The sequence below is a fragment of the Nocardiopsis sp. iso_238 genome (assembly GCF_056173325.1).
The window spans coordinates 56,058-71,748 of sequence record NZ_CM149668.1 but is presented as its reverse complement, the minus strand read 5'-3'; the positions used below and the strand labels follow the sequence as shown (position 1 = coordinate 71,748).

10 protein-coding genes, 1 tRNA gene and 3 rRNA genes are annotated in these 15,691 nt (G+C 63.9%); 4 read left to right on the top strand and 10 right to left on the bottom strand.

Annotated elements, in window-relative coordinates:
• The first annotated feature begins 43 nt into the window (after positions 1 to 43).
• Positions 44 to 1,852: a Stk1 family PASTA domain-containing Ser/Thr kinase gene (gene pknB, locus AC0VYL_RS00305; protein ID WP_475457634.1), complete on the top strand. Its 1,809-nt coding sequence runs from the start codon at positions 44 to 46 to the stop codon at positions 1,850 to 1,852.
• Between the two features lie 174 nt (positions 1,853 to 2,026).
• The gene (locus AC0VYL_RS00300; RefSeq protein WP_378743313.1) at positions 2,027 to 2,281 is read left to right on the top strand and encodes a cell division protein CrgA; all 255 of its coding nucleotides are present in this window, start codon (positions 2,027 to 2,029) and stop codon (positions 2,279 to 2,281) included.
• Positions 2,282 to 2,494: 213 nt separating this feature from the next.
• On the opposite strand, the gene AC0VYL_RS00295 is transcribed toward AC0VYL_RS00300, so the two are convergent.
• Positions 2,495 to 3,409, bottom strand: a complete 915-nt coding sequence (locus AC0VYL_RS00295) for a rhomboid family intramembrane serine protease (protein WP_475457632.1) — start codon at positions 3,407 to 3,409, stop codon at positions 2,495 to 2,497.
• A gap of 44 nt (positions 3,410 to 3,453) precedes the next feature.
• Positions 3,454 to 3,978, bottom strand: coding sequence for a peptidylprolyl isomerase (locus AC0VYL_RS00290; protein WP_475457630.1), 525 nt, complete (start codon positions 3,976 to 3,978; stop codon positions 3,454 to 3,456).
• A gap of 236 nt (positions 3,979 to 4,214) precedes the next feature.
• On the opposite strand from AC0VYL_RS00290, the gene AC0VYL_RS00285 reads away from it, so the two are divergent.
• Complete coding sequence (locus tag AC0VYL_RS00285) at positions 4,215 to 4,751, top strand: hypothetical protein (RefSeq protein ID WP_475457628.1); 537 nt, start codon at positions 4,215 to 4,217, stop codon at positions 4,749 to 4,751.
• A 104-nt stretch (positions 4,752 to 4,855) separates the two neighbouring features.
• Here AC0VYL_RS00285 and AC0VYL_RS00280 read toward each other — a convergent pair whose 3' ends face one another.
• The 5 genes from AC0VYL_RS00280 to AC0VYL_RS00260 form a co-directional block, all read right to left on the bottom strand.
• A complete protein-coding gene (locus tag AC0VYL_RS00280) occupies positions 4,856 to 5,476 on the bottom strand; it encodes a magnetosome magnetite crystal formation protein family (protein WP_475457626.1) in 621 nt (206 codons plus the stop codon).
• A 216-nt stretch (positions 5,477 to 5,692) separates the two neighbouring features.
• Positions 5,693 to 6,022: a WhiB family transcriptional regulator gene (locus AC0VYL_RS00275; protein ID WP_475457623.1), complete on the bottom strand. Its 330-nt coding sequence runs from the start codon at positions 6,020 to 6,022 to the stop codon at positions 5,693 to 5,695.
• A 693-nt stretch (positions 6,023 to 6,715) separates the two neighbouring features.
• Positions 6,716 to 6,788, bottom strand: a tRNA-Ala gene (locus AC0VYL_RS00270).
• Between the two features lie 162 nt (positions 6,789 to 6,950).
• On the bottom strand, positions 6,951 to 7,073 hold the full coding sequence (locus AC0VYL_RS00265) for a DLW-39 family protein (protein WP_014912962.1): 123 nt from the start codon (positions 7,071 to 7,073) through the stop codon (positions 6,951 to 6,953).
• A gap of 189 nt (positions 7,074 to 7,262) precedes the next feature.
• Complete coding sequence (locus AC0VYL_RS00260) at positions 7,263 to 8,096, bottom strand: helix-turn-helix domain-containing protein (RefSeq protein ID WP_475457621.1); 834 nt, start codon at positions 8,094 to 8,096, stop codon at positions 7,263 to 7,265.
• A gap of 229 nt (positions 8,097 to 8,325) precedes the next feature.
• Between AC0VYL_RS00260 and AC0VYL_RS00255 the strand changes: the two genes are divergently transcribed.
• Positions 8,326 to 8,634 (top strand): hypothetical protein, encoded by a 309-nt coding sequence (locus AC0VYL_RS00255; RefSeq protein WP_017546622.1) that lies wholly within the window; start codon positions 8,326 to 8,328, stop codon positions 8,632 to 8,634.
• A gap of 1,088 nt (positions 8,635 to 9,722) precedes the next feature.
• Here the strand turns inward: AC0VYL_RS00255 and rrf are convergent.
• The 3 genes from rrf to AC0VYL_RS00240 all read right to left on the bottom strand — a co-directional run bounded on the left by rrf (position 9,723) and on the right by AC0VYL_RS00240 (position 14,864).
• Positions 9,723 to 9,838 (bottom strand): 5S ribosomal RNA (gene rrf, locus AC0VYL_RS00250).
• A gap of 97 nt (positions 9,839 to 9,935) precedes the next feature.
• Positions 9,936 to 13,025, bottom strand: a 23S ribosomal RNA gene (locus AC0VYL_RS00245).
• A 306-nt stretch (positions 13,026 to 13,331) separates the two neighbouring features.
• A 16S ribosomal RNA gene (locus AC0VYL_RS00240) occupies positions 13,332 to 14,864 on the bottom strand.
• The 16S, 23S and 5S rRNA genes sit together here, the layout of an rRNA operon.
• Between the last annotated feature and the right edge of the window lie 827 nt (positions 14,865 to 15,691).

Sequence of the window (15,691 nt, the reverse complement as noted above, 5' to 3'; positions counted from 1 at the left end):
GCCCGCGGGCGGCTTCCGGATGACACGAGGATGAGTGCACGACATGTCCCAGCCCCGGCTCCTCGGTGGCCGCTACGAACTCGACACGGTGGTCGGGCGCGGCGGCATGGCCGAGGTACACCGCGCACGCGACCTCCGGCTCGACCGGCTCGTCGCCATCAAGACGCTCCGGCACGACCTGGCACGCGACCACATCTTCCAGGCGCGCTTCCGTAGGGAGGCGCAGTCGGCGGCGTCCCTGAACCACCCGGCGATCATCGCGGTGTACGACACCGGCGAGGACATGATCGACGGGGTCTCCATCCCGTACATCGTCATGGAGTTCGTTGACGGGCGCACGCTCAAGGAGCTCCTGGACGACGACCGCAAGCTGCTGCCGGAGCGTTCGGCGGAGCTGGTGGACGGCATCCTCAAGGCCCTGGAGTACAGCCACGACAACGGGATCGTCCACCGGGACATCAAGCCCGCCAACGTGATGCTGACCAAGAACGCCGAAGTCAAGGTGATGGACTTCGGTATCGCCCGGTCGATGGACGACAACCAGGCGACGATGACCCAGACCTCCCAGGTCATCGGCACCGCGCAGTACCTCTCCCCCGAGCAGGCGCGCGGTGAGCGGGTCGACCCGCGCAGCGACATCTACTCCACCGGTTGCGTGCTCTACGAGCTGCTCACCAACCGTCCGCCGTTCACCGGCGACTCCCCCGTGTCGATCGCCTACCAGCACGTCCGCGAGGACCCGGTGCCTCCGTCAGAGGTGGACGGGCAGATCCCGGAGTGGCTGGAGGACGTCACCCTCCGCGCGATGACCAAGGACCGCGAGGAGCGGTACCAGAACGCCGCCGAGATGCGCGCGGACATCCAGCGCGGCCTGGCCGGGATGCCCACCCAGGCGGGCACCATGGCGATGGCCGCGGCCGGGGCGACCACGGCGCTGCCGCCCGCCGACGACCGCGGGTACGACGACTACGACGACGACTACGACGACTACCGGGACGAGAAGAAGGGCGGCGCGGGCAAGGCGATCCTGTGGACCCTGCTGGGTCTGGGCGTGATCGGCTCGATCATCCTCGTCTTCTTCCTCATGAGCCAGGGCGGCGGGGACGACGTCGAGACGCTGGCCGTGCCCGAGCTGGCCGGGAGCACGCTGCCGGAGGCGGAGGCCCAGCTCACCGAGGAGGGGTTCGAGAACCACCGATCCGAGGAGAGGTCCGACGACGAGGTCGAGGAGGGCACGGTCATCGAGACCGACCCGTCGGCCGGCTCCGAGATCGAGGCCACCGCCTCCATCGTCATCTACGTCTCCTCGGGCCCCGGTGAGCTGGAGGTCCCCAACGTGGAGAACCAGTCGGAGGCCGACGCGATCTCCACGCTCAACGACGTGGGCTTCGAGAACGTCACCACGGACCGCAGGGCGAACGAGAACGTCGCCGAGGGCTACGCGGTGGGTACCGAGCCCGGTTCCGGCACGGACGCCGACCCCTCCGACGAGATCACGCTGATCATCTCCTCCGGCCCCGACCAGGTGGGGGTGCCCGACCTCCAGAGGATGACCCGTGAGCAGGCGGAGAACGCGTTGAGCTCGGCGGGGCTGAGCGGCGACTTCCAGGAGCAGGAGAACGCCGACTCCCCGGAGGGCACGGTCATCAACCAGTCGCCCGGCGCGGGGCAGACGGTGAACACGGGCACCACGGTGACGGTGACGCTCGCGGTGGCCCCGGCCGAGCAGCCCACCGACCCCGAGGAGCCCACGGACCCGGAGGAGCCGACCGACCCGGAGGAGCCGGGCGTGCCGAGCTTCCCCGACTGGCCGCCGCCGGGCGGGGACGAGTTCGTCTTCCGCAGGGGCTAGGACGGTCACGACGGCGGGCGGGTGCTCCGAAAGGGGCCCCGCCCGCCGTCGTGTGCGTGGGCGCGGATCCCCGGGGCCGTTGGGGTATTGGAACCTTCCTCCAGTGACGCGCGCCCCACCCGACGCGTAGACTGTGTGCGTTCCGAACCTCCGCACAACCTTGGAGCAACGACCGTGCCCAAGTCCCGCAGCGACCGCAAGAAGAAGGCTGTCTACACGCCGCCTCCTTCCAAAGAGAAGCCGAAGGTCAGTCCGCGTTGGCTCGTCCCGACGATGCTGGGCTTCTTCATCCTGGGCATTCTCTGGATCGCGGTCTACTACATCGCGGGTTCCCAGGTGCCCTACATGCAGGACTGGCACAACTGGAACCTGCTGATCGGCTTCAGCGGGATCATCGTGGCCGTCATCCTGTCCACGCGCTGGCACTGACCGCCCCCGCCGCGCGCCCGCGCGGCGCCCCCTGACCCGAGCGGGGTCCGACAACGGCACCAACGCCCCCCGTGGGCGTTCGACCAGCCTTGATCAGTTTTCCACAGGGTTATCCACAGGCTGTGGGTAGCTCTGTTCGCATGCCCGGAAACAGGCGCTGGCGTGGCAGGGAAGAGGCCCCCGGAGAACACGCTCCGGGGGCCTCTTCCTGGATCAGACGGGCAGCACGGTGAACCAGAGCTGCGGCGCCACGAACAACAGCGCGAACAGCAGGACCACGAAGGCCGCCACGAGGAGCGCGTGCGTCAGGGTCCGCTGTCCCTCCCCGCCCTTCCGGGTCGGCAGGTAGGCGAAGACCGCGCCGAGGGCCAGCCCCGCCACGAGCCCGCCGATGTGCGCCGTCCAGGAGATGCCGGGGACCAGGAACGTGATGCCCAGGTTGAGCGCCAGCAGGACCAGGATCATCCGCATGTCCAGCCGCAGGCGCCGACCGAGCACGAAGACCGCCCCGAAGAGGGCGAAGATCGCGCCGGAGGCGCCCACCGAGAGCTGGCCGGGCGCGAAGAGCGCGCTCGTCACGGAACCGGCCAGGGCCCCCGCCACCCACAACGCGAGGAACCGGCCGTGCCCGAGCCAGCGCTCCAGCTGCTGCCCCAGGAGGAACATCGCGTACCCGTTGAACAGCAGGTGCATCACCCCGCCGTGCAGGAAGGCCGCGGTGACCAGCCGGTACCACTCGTGTTGCAGGATCGTCGCGAAGCCGTGCATCCCGAACTCGACGACCAGCGGCGACCGCCCGGCCTGGCCGACCGGGTCGGAGGTGCCGAGCTGCGCGAGGAAGCCCACCGCCATCAGGGCCAGGATCGTCCAGGTCACGTACGGCTTCTGGACGATCCTGCCGCCGAAGGTGGTCCGCGCGGAGCGCACCCTCCGGTTCCCCTCCGCCACGCACTCGGGGCACTGGAACCCGACCGACGCCTCGACCATGCAGTCCGGGCAGATCGGCCGCGAGCACCGTGTGCAGCTGACGCCGGTCTCCCGGCCGGAGTGCCGGTAACAGGTACGGGGCGCTCCCGGCTCGGAGCCGGACGCGGACGGGGTTCCTGGCGGAGGGGGGTACGCGGTCATGGGTGGGTCGTCACTCCTCTGGTGTCACCGCTGTGGTGCCCGCTCTAGCGGGTGATCTCGACGCTGTTGATCACCACGTCCTCGTGGGGACGGTCCTGCGCGTCGGTCGAGACCTTGGTGATCTCGGTGACGACGTCACTGCCCTCGACGACCTCGCCGAAGATGGTGTGACGGCCGTTGAGCCAGTACGGCTCACCGACGGTGATGAAGAACTGCGAGCCGTTGGTGCCCGGACCCGCGTTGGCCATGGCCAGCAGGAAGGGGCGGTCGAAGGTGAGGTCGGGGTGGAACTCGTCCCCGAACTTGTAGCCGGGGCCGCCGCGGCCGGTGCCCAGCGGGTCCCCGCCCTGGATCATGAAGCCGTCGATGACGCGGTGGAAGACCGTGCCCTCGTAGAGGCTGCTGTTGGAGGGCTTGCCCGTGGTGGGGTCCACCCACTGCTTGGAACCGTCGGCCAGCCCGATGAAGTTGGCGACCGTCTCCGGCGCCTGCGCCTCGAAGAGCTTGACGACGATGGTTCCCTTGGAGGTGTTCAGCCGCGCGGTGGGCTGACCCGTGGAGTCCGACACCTCAGTGCCTTTCGGTCGAGCGAGATTTACGTGCTCACGTTACCCGTCCGGCCACCGCGTTTCGCCTGAACCCGATCCACGCTCGACGGTGTCGAAACGTAGATCACAGACGCAGAGGACGTATGTTGAGATAACACCCGGATAACGGGGAAGGACGACGGGAAGCCCGAGGGGGCCGCACACGTCGGCACCGCCGGGTGGCAACGAACCTGAGATCGATCGAAGGAGCTGACGACGTGCCCATCACTGCCAAGCGTCGCAAGGCCCGCAAGGAGGCCGAGGCGACTCTCGCCCGCCTACAGGACCTGGCCAAGGAGCAGGCCGACAAGTTCGGCCCCTACGCCGACCAGGCACGGGACCAGGCAGCGCTCAGGCTCCTCCAGGCGCGTGGCTGGACCGCTCCCCGGCTGGAGACCGCCGCGCAGCGTGTCGAGGACACTGTGGCGCCCCGGGTGGCCGGGCTGCTGACCACGGCCGCGCAGCGGATCGACCCGAAGCCGAGCCGCCGGGGGCTGCGCCTGCTCCGGCGCGGGAACCGCCGTGTTCCCCGGGGTGTCCTGATCGGTGGCGCCGCCGTGGTCGGCGGCGTGATCGTGTACTCGCTCATCCGCATGCGCCAGGCCTCGCAGGACGCCGAGTGGCAGGAGCACCTGGACCAGGCCCGCGAGCAGGTCCGCGAGACCCGCGAGCACCTGGAGGAGAAGGCGACGGACACCGCCAAGGCCACCAAGGCCAAGGCGAAGGAGACCGTACGCGCCGCCAAGGACGACTGACGTCCCGGACCTGACATCCCCCTCCCGGTGAGGGCGGAGCCCCTCCGGGAGGGGCCCGCCGACCGGTGGTGCCCTGAGAGCCGCGTCGAGGTCTCGACGCGGCCTCAGTTCTCCTTGATCAGGCGGTAGACCAGCGGGTACCGCCAGTCCCGGCCCATCAGGGCCCCGGCTGCGGCGATGATCGGCAGGATGAACCAGCCGAGGAAGACGCCGACCAGGACCAGGGCCGGGAGCACCAGCCAGACGAGCAGGACGCTCACGATCGCGCTCACCAGGCAGAAGAGCTGGAAGTTGAGCGCCTCCATGGCCTGCCGCCGCAGGTAGGGCGACAGCTCCCCGCCGACGAGCAGCAGCACCAGCGGGGCCAGGAAGGGCAGGAAGAACGCGGACAGGTGTCCGGCGGCCGCCCCGACCTTCTCCATCGGGTTGTCGGTGGTCAGCTTGCCGTCCTGCCGGGCGCCGTCGGTCCTGGGGGCCCGACCCGTACCGCCGGGCGAGACGCTGATCCCCAGGTCGGACGTGAGCGGCACGAGGTCCCCGCTGATCTTGGCCCGCATGGCCCGGTCGAGCCGGTCACCGAACTCGTCCTCGTCCAGTTGCCCCTGCGAGTAGGCCTCACGGAGAACCTCGGCCACGGCGTCGCGGTCGGCGTGGGTCAGCCGGATCTGCGGCTCCGGCACGGCCGGCTCCCACGGATTCCGTCTCTGAGGGTTCTGCACGGCCATCCCCACTCCCAGTGTGCTCCGACGAGCACGGCCGTACGAGGATGGCCGCGCCCCCTCCATCATGCGGCATCACGAGCGGTGCGGGTATGGGGGGCGTCCCTGATCCTCCCCTGATCCGCTCCTCCCCCGAAGGGAGGATGCGGGCATCGACTTTGGTCGGAACGCCGCTCCCCACACCGTCATCCGTCCGGGCTCCCCTCCCAGACGGGTCTCACCTCACTGTCGCGCGGCGGCGGGCACCCCGGTCCGCGCGGGCTCCTCCTCGGTCCGCTCCTCCTCGTAGCGCCGCTCGGCGCTGGTGAGCAGGTCGAACCAGCTGGTGACGTCCTTGCGCCGACGCAGCAGGGCACGGCGCTCGCGTTCGGTCATGCCTCCCCAGACACCGAACTCGATCCGACTGTCCAGCGCCTCGGCGAGGCACTGGGTACGCACCGGGCAGCCCCGGCAGATCAGCTTCGCGCGGTTCTGCGCGGCACCCTGAACGAACAGGGCGTCAGGGTCGATTTCACGGCACTTGGCTCGGGCGGCCATCTTCTCATTCCACATGTTGCCCCACTCCCAAGATCAGCATGTGTGGTGTTCGAATCCCACCGGGCGGCACGGCCGCCGGTGGACGAGAACAGCGGGCCTACGCGAGGACGGTGTACGAGGCCGGGCGGGGGGCCGCACGGCTCGCCTTCGGGGGTCTCTCGTTTCGGCGCGCTGTGTTTCTCGTTGTCGTTGGTGTCGAAACTACGGATTGCCGGAGTTCACCAACAGGCCCCAAGAGGCCTATTTCTCATATGGCCCACTAGGACCATTGCCTCTCCAGGAAGTGTCATCATACACACACGGAGAGTCACCACATGTGATACGGGCGCCCCCACGCAACCACAATGAAAGGTCGGTCTCAGACCATTCCCAGAAAACCATGATGACCTGCGGATTCACGCCATCCGAGCTGCGACTGTCCCCACTGTGACGGGGATGCCGCAACAGGACAGGCTGTCACCGACCCCACCCGATCGGGCTATGCGGACCCCCCGGACAGACGTGCCGGGCAACCACACAGGTCCCCCAATTCACTCCCACACGAACGGATACAGAACTACCGTTTAGTAACCTAGGGGAATTTTTCGCGAGGCCCTTCCCGCGCATCCCATCCAACGCGGCGAAAGGTTCCAGCGCCGGGATTTCGGCACGAATGGTTCCCGGACACGACGAAGCGGCCCTGTGCCGAGCACAGGACCGCTTCAAGGGTGGAGCCAAGGGGAGTCGAACCCCTGACCTCCGGTATGCAAAACCGGCGCTCTGCCAGCTGAGCTATGGCCCCTTCGGACCCGCAGGTCACCTGGAGAGCATACCCGCATCGGAGCCCCGGTCACGCCGGGAGGACCCGGACCCTGGGGCTACGCAGCACAAAGCCGTGGGTCGCACCACGGGATTGTCGGCCCACCCACGTCTTCGTGTCACCTGGAAGGCTCTCGGCCGGTGATCAGCTCTCGCTGGCCGCGGTGGCTTCAGTCCACAGGTCGAGCTCGGCGCGGTCCGCCTGGATCTTGCGGTAGACGGCGAAAGCCCCGAGGGCCACCAGCGCCAGAACGATGATCTTCTTCACTGTCCGGACCCTTTCTCTGTTGGAAAACCGGTCGTACGCACGGGCACCCGCCGTGGGCGGGGGCTCCATGGGCAACTTTATGAGGTTGTCACCTAGCAGACTAGCAAGCCATGGCGGGCGGTCCCTGCCATGGTGGACCGATTCACACCGTCTTCTTCCCCTGATCCGCACTGAGGGGGTTCCGTACGGTCAGGTCAACAGGGCCATCCGCCCCAGAATCCCCACCGTGGCCTGGGGCGAGGCCGCGATCCGGGTGAGTTCGTCCCACACCCTCCGGCACGACCGGAGCGCCTCCTCGGCCTCGACGATCCCGCCGCCCTGGGTCGCCTCCACGTACGCGAGGTCGGCCTCGTCCTCCTCGAACTCCAGGATGGAGAACGGCCCGGCCAACCCCGGATGGGGCCCCGCCGAAGTCGGCAGCAGCTGCACCGTCACGTGCTCGGACCCGGTGGCGAGCTCGACGATCCGCTTCGTCTGCCCGCGAAGCAGCCCCAGGTCACCCGAGACACGGAGCAGGGCGTCCTCCTCGACCACCGCGTGGTAGTGCCCCAGGGACCCTGAGTCGAGGATCTCCTGGCGTTTGAGGTAGGCCGCGACCATCCGCTCGGCCGCGTGCTCCCCGTGCCCCAGCCGCCGCGCCAGGGCCGCCGTGTAGTCGGGGGTCTGCAACAGGTCCGGCACCAGGATCCCCGCGTAGGACCTCAACGAGACGGCCCCGGCCTCGTTGCCCACGTACGCGGAGGACAGCACGTCCTCGTACTCGGTCCACCAGGGGCGCAGACGCGATTCACGCACCAGCGTCAGAACGGCCTCCCGCTGCCCCCCGGTGACCCCGTACAGGCGCAGCAGCGCGGAGATCTCCATGACCGAGGGCCACTTGCGGATCCCGGTCTCGATGTGGCCCAGCTTGGCCGGAGACCACTCCAGCTCCTCGGCCACGTCGTTGAGGGTCATGCCCGCCTGGACACGGCGACGTCGGAGTTCGGCGGACAGCCTCCGCCGGCGAACAGTGGGGCTCGTCATAGCACTGATCCAATGACGCAGAGTGTCGGGAGTATCAGCGAAACACGACACCTAGCATCTAGCAATGAGTTTCTAGAAAAGAGCGACCGATTCGATGCATTACGAGACGGTCCGCAAAGCCAAAACTTCCGGTTTGTTACGATAAGTAGCCACATCCACCACACACGAACCCACAGTTGGATAGCGCGTACGATGCTTGAGGGCGTACCCGCACACATAGAGGAAACCCATGAGCTACCCGCTTGACGACGCAGAGCAGTTGATCGCGAACGCGGAGGCCCAGATGCCTCCGAGCACCCGGTCACGCCTGATCGCGAAACTCCGCATGGGTAAGCACATCGACGACGCCGCCAAGGAGCTGGACATCAGCCCGAAGCAGGTCTTCTCGACGGCGCGAGTCCTCAAGCCCTTCGGCGAACAGCTCGACGCCACGCTCACCAGCCAGCGGGACCCGTCCCTCCCCCACGGCAGCGTCACCGGCTACAACAAGCGCTGCCGCTGCCCCGAGTGCCGCGGTGCCCTCCAACAGCGGGTCTGACCCCTTCCGGCCACCTCTCCCACCTGCGCCAACTCTCCGTTAACCCAGACTTCTCGAACCAATACGCCACACACAGGCTTACGGACGAAGAAGTTGGGGGAGACCGCTGAACATGAACGAGCACGTGGACTGGTCCGGGATGAGCGAGGACGACTTCGTTGCGCTGCTGCGGCAGCTCATCGACTCACCTGAAGCCGACGAGGACTGACCTCCAGGAGCACAACCCCCTGCCCCGGGGCCCGTGCCCCCAGAGGCTCACACCCCACGGGGCGTGAAGCGCGACCACGCCCTGTTCCCCTCAGCCCCAGGGGGTGTGCTTCAACCTTCACCCGGTCGTTGATCCCGCAGGACGCCTTCCCCCTCAACCACCGGGGTTGCGCACGTGCTGGTGCGAAGCTTCCTCAGCCCCTGGGGTGTGCTCGAACCCCAGCCATCCGCTGTGGTAACCGGCCAGGCACCAACCCCCCTCAACCACTGGGGGGTGTGTACGTGCAGGTGTGTAACTTCCTCGGCCCCTGGGGGTTTGCTTGAAGCTCTGTGTCCGGTGGTTGAACGTGCACGGCGCCATTCCCCTCAGACACAGCGGGGTACAGAGGTGAGGGTGCGCGCTTTGCTGGGTGGTGCGGGTTGGCGGGAGTGCGGTGGGCGGCGCTCGGACGGCGGGGGTTTTCGCCAGTGGTGGGGACACGCATCTCTAGAACACATCGGTTGTCCTGGGGGGTGGCCCGTGTCCGTACTTGGCCCTGAACTACCAGTCGTGCCACTGTTCCGCTCGTCCGCCAAGTGCGGTGCGGGCAGAGCACCATCCACCCGCCCCGCCCTGAATAGACCGAGAAACCCCAAGGGGTACGGTGTGACCCGCACGTGACTACCTTTAGCTAACGGGAGAAGCGGGTTGGCCGTAGAGGATTCCCGCCACCGCAACCCCCCACCGTCGAGGCCACCCACCCACACCACCCCCCCCCAGGGATTCAGGGCCACCACCCAAACTCACAATTCACAAACGCACAAACCAGGGCAACAAAAAAGAGAAGGAGAAGAACCCACACCCCAAGGCGTGAACCCTTCCCCTCCCCTTCCAAGAAAAACCGTGGCGGCGACCTACTCTCCCACCCCATCACAGGGCAGTACCATCAGCGCAAGGAGACTTAACGACCGGGTTCGGAATGAGACCGGGTGTGACCCTCCTGCCAAAACCACCACGGAAACCAACACCCACAACCACCACTCAACCCCGAAAGGGAATGACAGCCACGAGCAAGCTTCGTGAACAAAGTGTGCGCGAACATCCAATTATCTGCAGCGGACAAGCCCTCGACCTATTAGTACCGGTCAGCTCCACCCCTCACAAGGCTTCCACACCCGGCCTATCAACCCTGTCGTCTACAGGGAGTCTTACCCTCTCAAGGAGGCAGGAGACCTCATCTCGAAGCAAGCTTCCCGCTTAGATGCTTTCAGCGGTTATCTCTCCCGAACGTAGCCAACCAGCCATGCCCTTGGCAGGACAACTGGCACACCAGAGGTTCGTCCGTCCCGGTCCTCTCGTACTAGGGACAGCCCTTCTCAAGTCTCCAACGCGCACAGCGGATAGGGACCGAACTGTCTCACGACGTTCTAAACCCAGCTCGCGTGCCGCTTTAATGGGCGAACAGCCCAACCCTTGGGACCAACTCCAGCCCCAGGATGCGACGAGCCGACATCGAGGTGCCAAACCATCCCGTCGATATGGACTCTTGGGGAAGATCAGCCTGTTATCCCCGGGGTACCTTTTAGCCGTTGAGCGACACCGCTTCCACACGCCGGTGCCGGATCACTAGTCCCAGCTTTCGCTCCTGCTCGACACGTCCGTCTCACAGTCAAGCTCCCTTGTGCACTTACACTCAACACCTGATTACCAACCAGGCTGAGGGAACCTTTGGGCGCCTCCGTTACTCTTTGGGAGGCAACCGCCCCAGTTAAACTACCCACCAGACACTGTCCCCGAACCGGATCACGGTCCAAAGTTAGATGCCCGAAACAGTCAGAGTGGTATTTCACCAACGCCTCCACCGCCACTAGCGTGACAGTCTCACAGGCTCCCACCTATCCTACACAAACCATCCCAAACACCAATGTCAAGCTATAGTGAAGGTCCCGGGGTCTTTCCGTCCTGCTGCGCGAAACGAGCATCTTTACTCGTAGTGCAATTTCACCGGGCCCATGGTTGAGACAGTGGGGAAGTCGTTACGCCATTCGTGCAGGTCGGAACTTACCCGACAAGGAATTTCGCTACCTTAGGATGGTTATAGTTACCACCGCCGTTTACTGGCGCTTAGATTCCTAGCTTCGCGGGCCGAAACCCACTAACCAGTCCTCTTAACGTTCCAGCACCGGGCAGGCGTCAGTCCGTATACAGCGTCTTACGACTTCGCACGGACCTGTGTTTTTAATAAACAGTCGCTTCCCCCCGCTATCTGCGACCCCACCCAGCTCCGAAGGCATGCTTCTTCACCGGACAGGGCTCCCCTTCTCCCAAAGTTACGGGGACAATTTGCCGAGTTCCTTAACCATGGTTCACCCGAACGCCTCGGTATTCTCTACCTGACCACCTGCGTCGGTTTAGGGTACTGGCCACACACGAACTCGCTAGAGGCTTTTCTCGACAGCATGGGATCACTCACTTCGCCAAAAACGGCTCGGCATCACGTCTCAACCTTCATGAGAGGCGGATTTACCTACCCCTCGGCCTACACGCTTACCCCCGGACAACCACCGCCGGGTAGAGCTACCCTCCTGCGTCACCCCATCACTTACCTACTACAAGCTCGGGTCCCAGACCAGTTCAGAGGCACTCCCCGAAGGGACCACCAAGAACCAGCGTGGTTAGCATCACCTGATTCGATACTGGACGCTCGTGCACGGGTACGGGAATATCAACCCGTTATCCATCGACTACGCCTGTCGGCCTCGCCTTAGGTCCAGACTCACCCTGGGCGGATTAACCTGCCCCAGGAACCCTTAGTCAATCGGCGGCAACGTTTCTCACGTTGCTTTCGCTACTCATGCCTGCATTCTCACTCGCACACCCTCCACCACTCGATCACTCGGCAGCTTCACTGGATGCACGACGCTCCCCTACCAACCCAAGAATAAACTTGGACTTCACAGCTTCGGCGGTGTACTTAAGCCCCGCTACATTATCGGCGCAGAACCACTTGACCAGTGAGCTATTACGCACTCTTTAAAGGATGGCTGCTTCTAAGCCAACCTCCTGGTTGTCTGGGCAACTCCACAACCTTTCCCACTTAGCACACGCTTAGGGGCCTTAGCTGATGATCTGGGCTGTTTCCCTCTCGACTACGAAGCTTATCCCCCGCAGTCTCACTGCCACGCTTCACTTAACCGGCATTCGGAGTTTGTCTGACGTCAGTAACCTTGTAGGGCCCATCAGCCAAACAGTAGCTCTACCTCCAGCAAGAAACACGCGACGCTGCACCTAAATGCATTTCGGGGAGAACCAGCTATCACGGAGTTTGATTGGCCTTTCACCCCTACCCACACCTCATCCCCCAGATTTTCAACTCTGGTGGGTTCGGGCCTCCACGAGGTCTTACCCCCGCTTCACCCTGGACATGGGTAGATCACTCCGCTTCGGGTCCACAGCATGCGACTCAAACGCCCTATTCAGACTCGGTTTCCCTACGGCTACCCCACCCGGGTTAACCTCGCCACACACCATGACTCGCAGGCTCATTCTTCAAAAGGCACGCCATCACAACCCCGAAGGACTGCTCTGACGGCTTGACAGCACACGGTTTCAGGTACTATTTCACGACCCCTCACCGGGGCACTTTTCACCTTTCCCTCACGGTACTAGTGCACTATCGGTCATCAGGACGTATTTTGGCTTAGCAGGTGGTCCTGCCAGATTCACACGGAATTTCTCGGGCTCCGCGCTACTCGGGAGAACATCAACACCTAGACTCTTCCTTCACCTACGGGACTCTCACCCACTCCGGTACCGCTTCCCAACGGATTCAGCTAGAAAAATCATCAGCGCTCCAGGCCGACAGACCTGAAAAGATGCATCCCACAACCCCGCACACGCAACGACTGTCGTCTATCACACGCGCACGGTTTAGCCTCTTCCCCGTTCGCTCACCACTACTAGGAGAATCACTGTTGTTTACTCTTCCTACGGGTACTGAGATGTTTCACTTCCCCGCGTCACCACCAACTACCCTATACATTCAGGTAGCGGCAACCCGACACAACTCGGGCTAGGTTTCCCCATTCGGACACCCGCGGATCAAAGCTCGGTTGACAGCTCCCCGCGGCCTATCGTGGCCTCCCACGTCCTTCATCGGCGCCTGATGCCAAGGCATCCACCGTGTGCCACTATCACTTGGCCACTACAGATAATAAGATGCTCGCGCACACTATTCACAAATCAAAACACCAACCACAAACTCCCCTACCTCAAACCACAAACCCAACCCGCAAGGGCCAGGATCGTGGGAGTTACTGGAGGTGGTAGCGGGAACCAACCACAAGGATTGCTTCCTCAGATACCCAACAGCGCGCCCCCCGACGCTTCTAGTCGCCGGAGGTTAAGTTCAATTTTCTATGAGCCACTCCCCATCACCCCGAAGGATGTGAGGTCCACTTTCGAGTCCGACCAACGATAGAAAGGTGTTGGTCTTCAAAAGACTCCTTAGAAAGGAGGTGATCCAGCCGCACCTTCCGGTACGGCTACCTTGTTACGACTTCGTCCCAATCGCCAGCCCCACCTTCACTCATTCCCTCCCCGAAGGGTTAGGCCACAAGTTTCGGGTGTTGCCGACTTTCATGACGTGACGGGCGGTGTGTACAAGGCCCGGGAACGTATTCACCGCGGCGTTGCTGATCCGCGATTACTAGCGACTCCACCTTCATGGGGTCGAGTTGCAGACCCCAATCCGAACTGAGACCGGCTTTAAGGGATTCGCTCCACCTTACGGTATCGCACGCCCATTGTACCGGCCATTGTAGCATGTTTGCAGCCCAAGACATAAGGGGCATGATGACTTGACGTCGTCCCCACCTTCCTCCGAGTTGACCCCGGCAGTCTCCCATGAGTCCCCACCATTACGTGCTGGCAACATGGAACAAGGGTTGCGCTCGTTGCGGGACTTAACCCAACATCTCACGACACGAGCTGACGACAGCCATGCACCACCTGTCACCCACCAACTAAATGACCCTGTATCTCTACAGGTCCACGGGTGATGTCAAACCTTGGTAAGGTTCTTCGCGTTGCGTCGAATTAAGCAACATGCTCCGCCGCTTGTGCGGGCCCCCGTCAATTCCTTTGAGTTTTAGCCTTGCGGCCGTACTCCCCAGGCGGGGCGCTTAATGCGTTAGCTACGGCGCGGAAACCGTGGAAAGTCCCCACACCTAGCGCCCAACGTTTACGGCATGGACTACCAGGGTATCTAATCCTGTTCGCTCCCCATGCTTTCGCTCCTCAGCGTCAGGTAAGGCCCAGAGACCCGCCTTCGCCACCGGTGTTCCTCCTGATATCTGCGCATTTCACCGCTACACCAGGAATTCCAGTCTCCCCTACCTACCTCTAGCATGCCCGTATCCACTGCAGAACCGGAGTTAAGCCCCGGTCTTTCACAGCAGACGCGACATGCCGCCTACGAGCTCTTTACGCCCAATAATTCCGGACAACGCTCGGACCCTACGTATTACCGCGGCTGCTGGCACGTAGTTAGCCGGTCCTTATTCCCCACCTACCGTCAACCCCACGAGAACGTGGAGCCTGCGTTGGTGGTAAAAGAGGTTTACAACCCGAAGGCCGTCATCCCCCACGCGGCGTCGCTGCATCAGGCTTTCGCCCATTGTGCAATATTCCCCACTGCTGCCTCCCGCAGGAGTCTGGGCCGTGTCTCAGTCCCAGTGTGGCCGGTCGCCCTCTCAGGCCGGCTACCCGTAATCGCCTTGGTAGGCCGTTACCCCACCAACAAGCTGATAGGCCGCGAGCCCATCCCTGACCGATAAAACTTTCCACCCTCCACCATGAGGTGGCGGGTCGTATCCGGTATTAGACGGCGTTTCCACCGCTTATCCCGGAGTCAGGGGCAGGTTGCTCACGTGTTACTCACCCGTTCGCCGCTCGTGTACCCCGAAGGGCCTTACCGCTCGACTTGCATGTGTTAAGCACGCCGCCAGCGTTCGTCCTGAGCCAGGATCAAACTCTCCATAAAGGTCAAACAACCCGTCCCGGCGACCAGAGGTCAGCCTGGGGCGAGTAAACCTAGAAGAAATCCTGACCAACCAACTCGCGTTGGTTAATCAAAGGAACCCTACGCACCGAAGTGCGTCGGGGCCAAAACAAACATGGCTTAAAGAAAATCAAACACGCGCTGTTGAGTTCTCAAGAAACAATCGCTCTTCCCGTACAAGCGCCAGAACCTCAAGGTTCCGTCTGCTCTTCCGGAGAAGGCCTCTGCGTTTCCACCGCTTTAGCGGCTTCTTCGCTTTGTTGTGTCTTTACTTTATCAGGTGTTCCGCGCCCCGCCAAATCGGCGGTTTGTGTTGACCAGATCGGGGTAAAGCCCGTTTTGCTTCGTTTGGTTCCGAGTTGCTGCCTTGCGGCTTTTGCTCGTTTCCTTGAAGCGACTCTCCGAGTTTACATGGCCCGAGCAGTGCTTGAACCGCTGTGTTTCGGAGAGGATGTCTGTGATCGCGACCCGGCTCGAGTCGGCCCTCTCGGGCCGCTCACCGACTCGCGGCGACCTGGAGAACATTACCCCCCGCCCAGACCCCAGGCAAACCGAACCCCTGTGTCCCCAGTCACCGGGGGCCAGGTTCATTCGAGCACCCGGGCCAGTGCCCCACCACCGAGCGCTCGCCCTCCTACGCGTGCGCGTACGCGCGCCCGTTCCCCCAGTTCCCTCCGCGAGCCTCCCCTCCCCGAGCCATGGGTGTTCCCTGCCCCCGCCTCCCCGCGGTCGCGCCTCCCCCACCGCCTCGTGCTGCCTCCCCTCCCTCCCGCCCTGGAGGCGGTTCCCGCGCCTCACTCCCCAACCCC

What these genes read in the sequence shown, in the direction of transcription:
- AC0VYL_RS00275 (WP_475457623.1), bottom strand. Translation starts at nt 6,022, where the DNA reads ATGTGGAATGAGAAGATGGCCGCCCGAGCCAAGTGCCGTGAAATCGAC.
- pknB (WP_475457634.1), top strand. Translation starts at nt 44, where the DNA reads ATGTCCCAGCCCCGGCTCCTCGGTGGCCGCTACGAACTCGACACGGTG.
- AC0VYL_RS00260 (WP_475457621.1), bottom strand. Translation starts at nt 8,096, where the DNA reads ATGACGAGCCCCACTGTTCGCCGGCGGAGGCTGTCCGCCGAACTCCGA.
- AC0VYL_RS00255 (WP_017546622.1), top strand. Translation starts at nt 8,326, where the DNA reads ATGAGCTACCCGCTTGACGACGCAGAGCAGTTGATCGCGAACGCGGAG.
- AC0VYL_RS00295 (WP_475457632.1), bottom strand. Translation starts at nt 3,409, where the DNA reads ATGACCGCGTACCCCCCTCCGCCAGGAACCCCGTCCGCGTCCGGCTCC.
- AC0VYL_RS00280 (WP_475457626.1), bottom strand. Translation starts at nt 5,476, where the DNA reads ATGGCCGTGCAGAACCCTCAGAGACGGAATCCGTGGGAGCCGGCCGTG.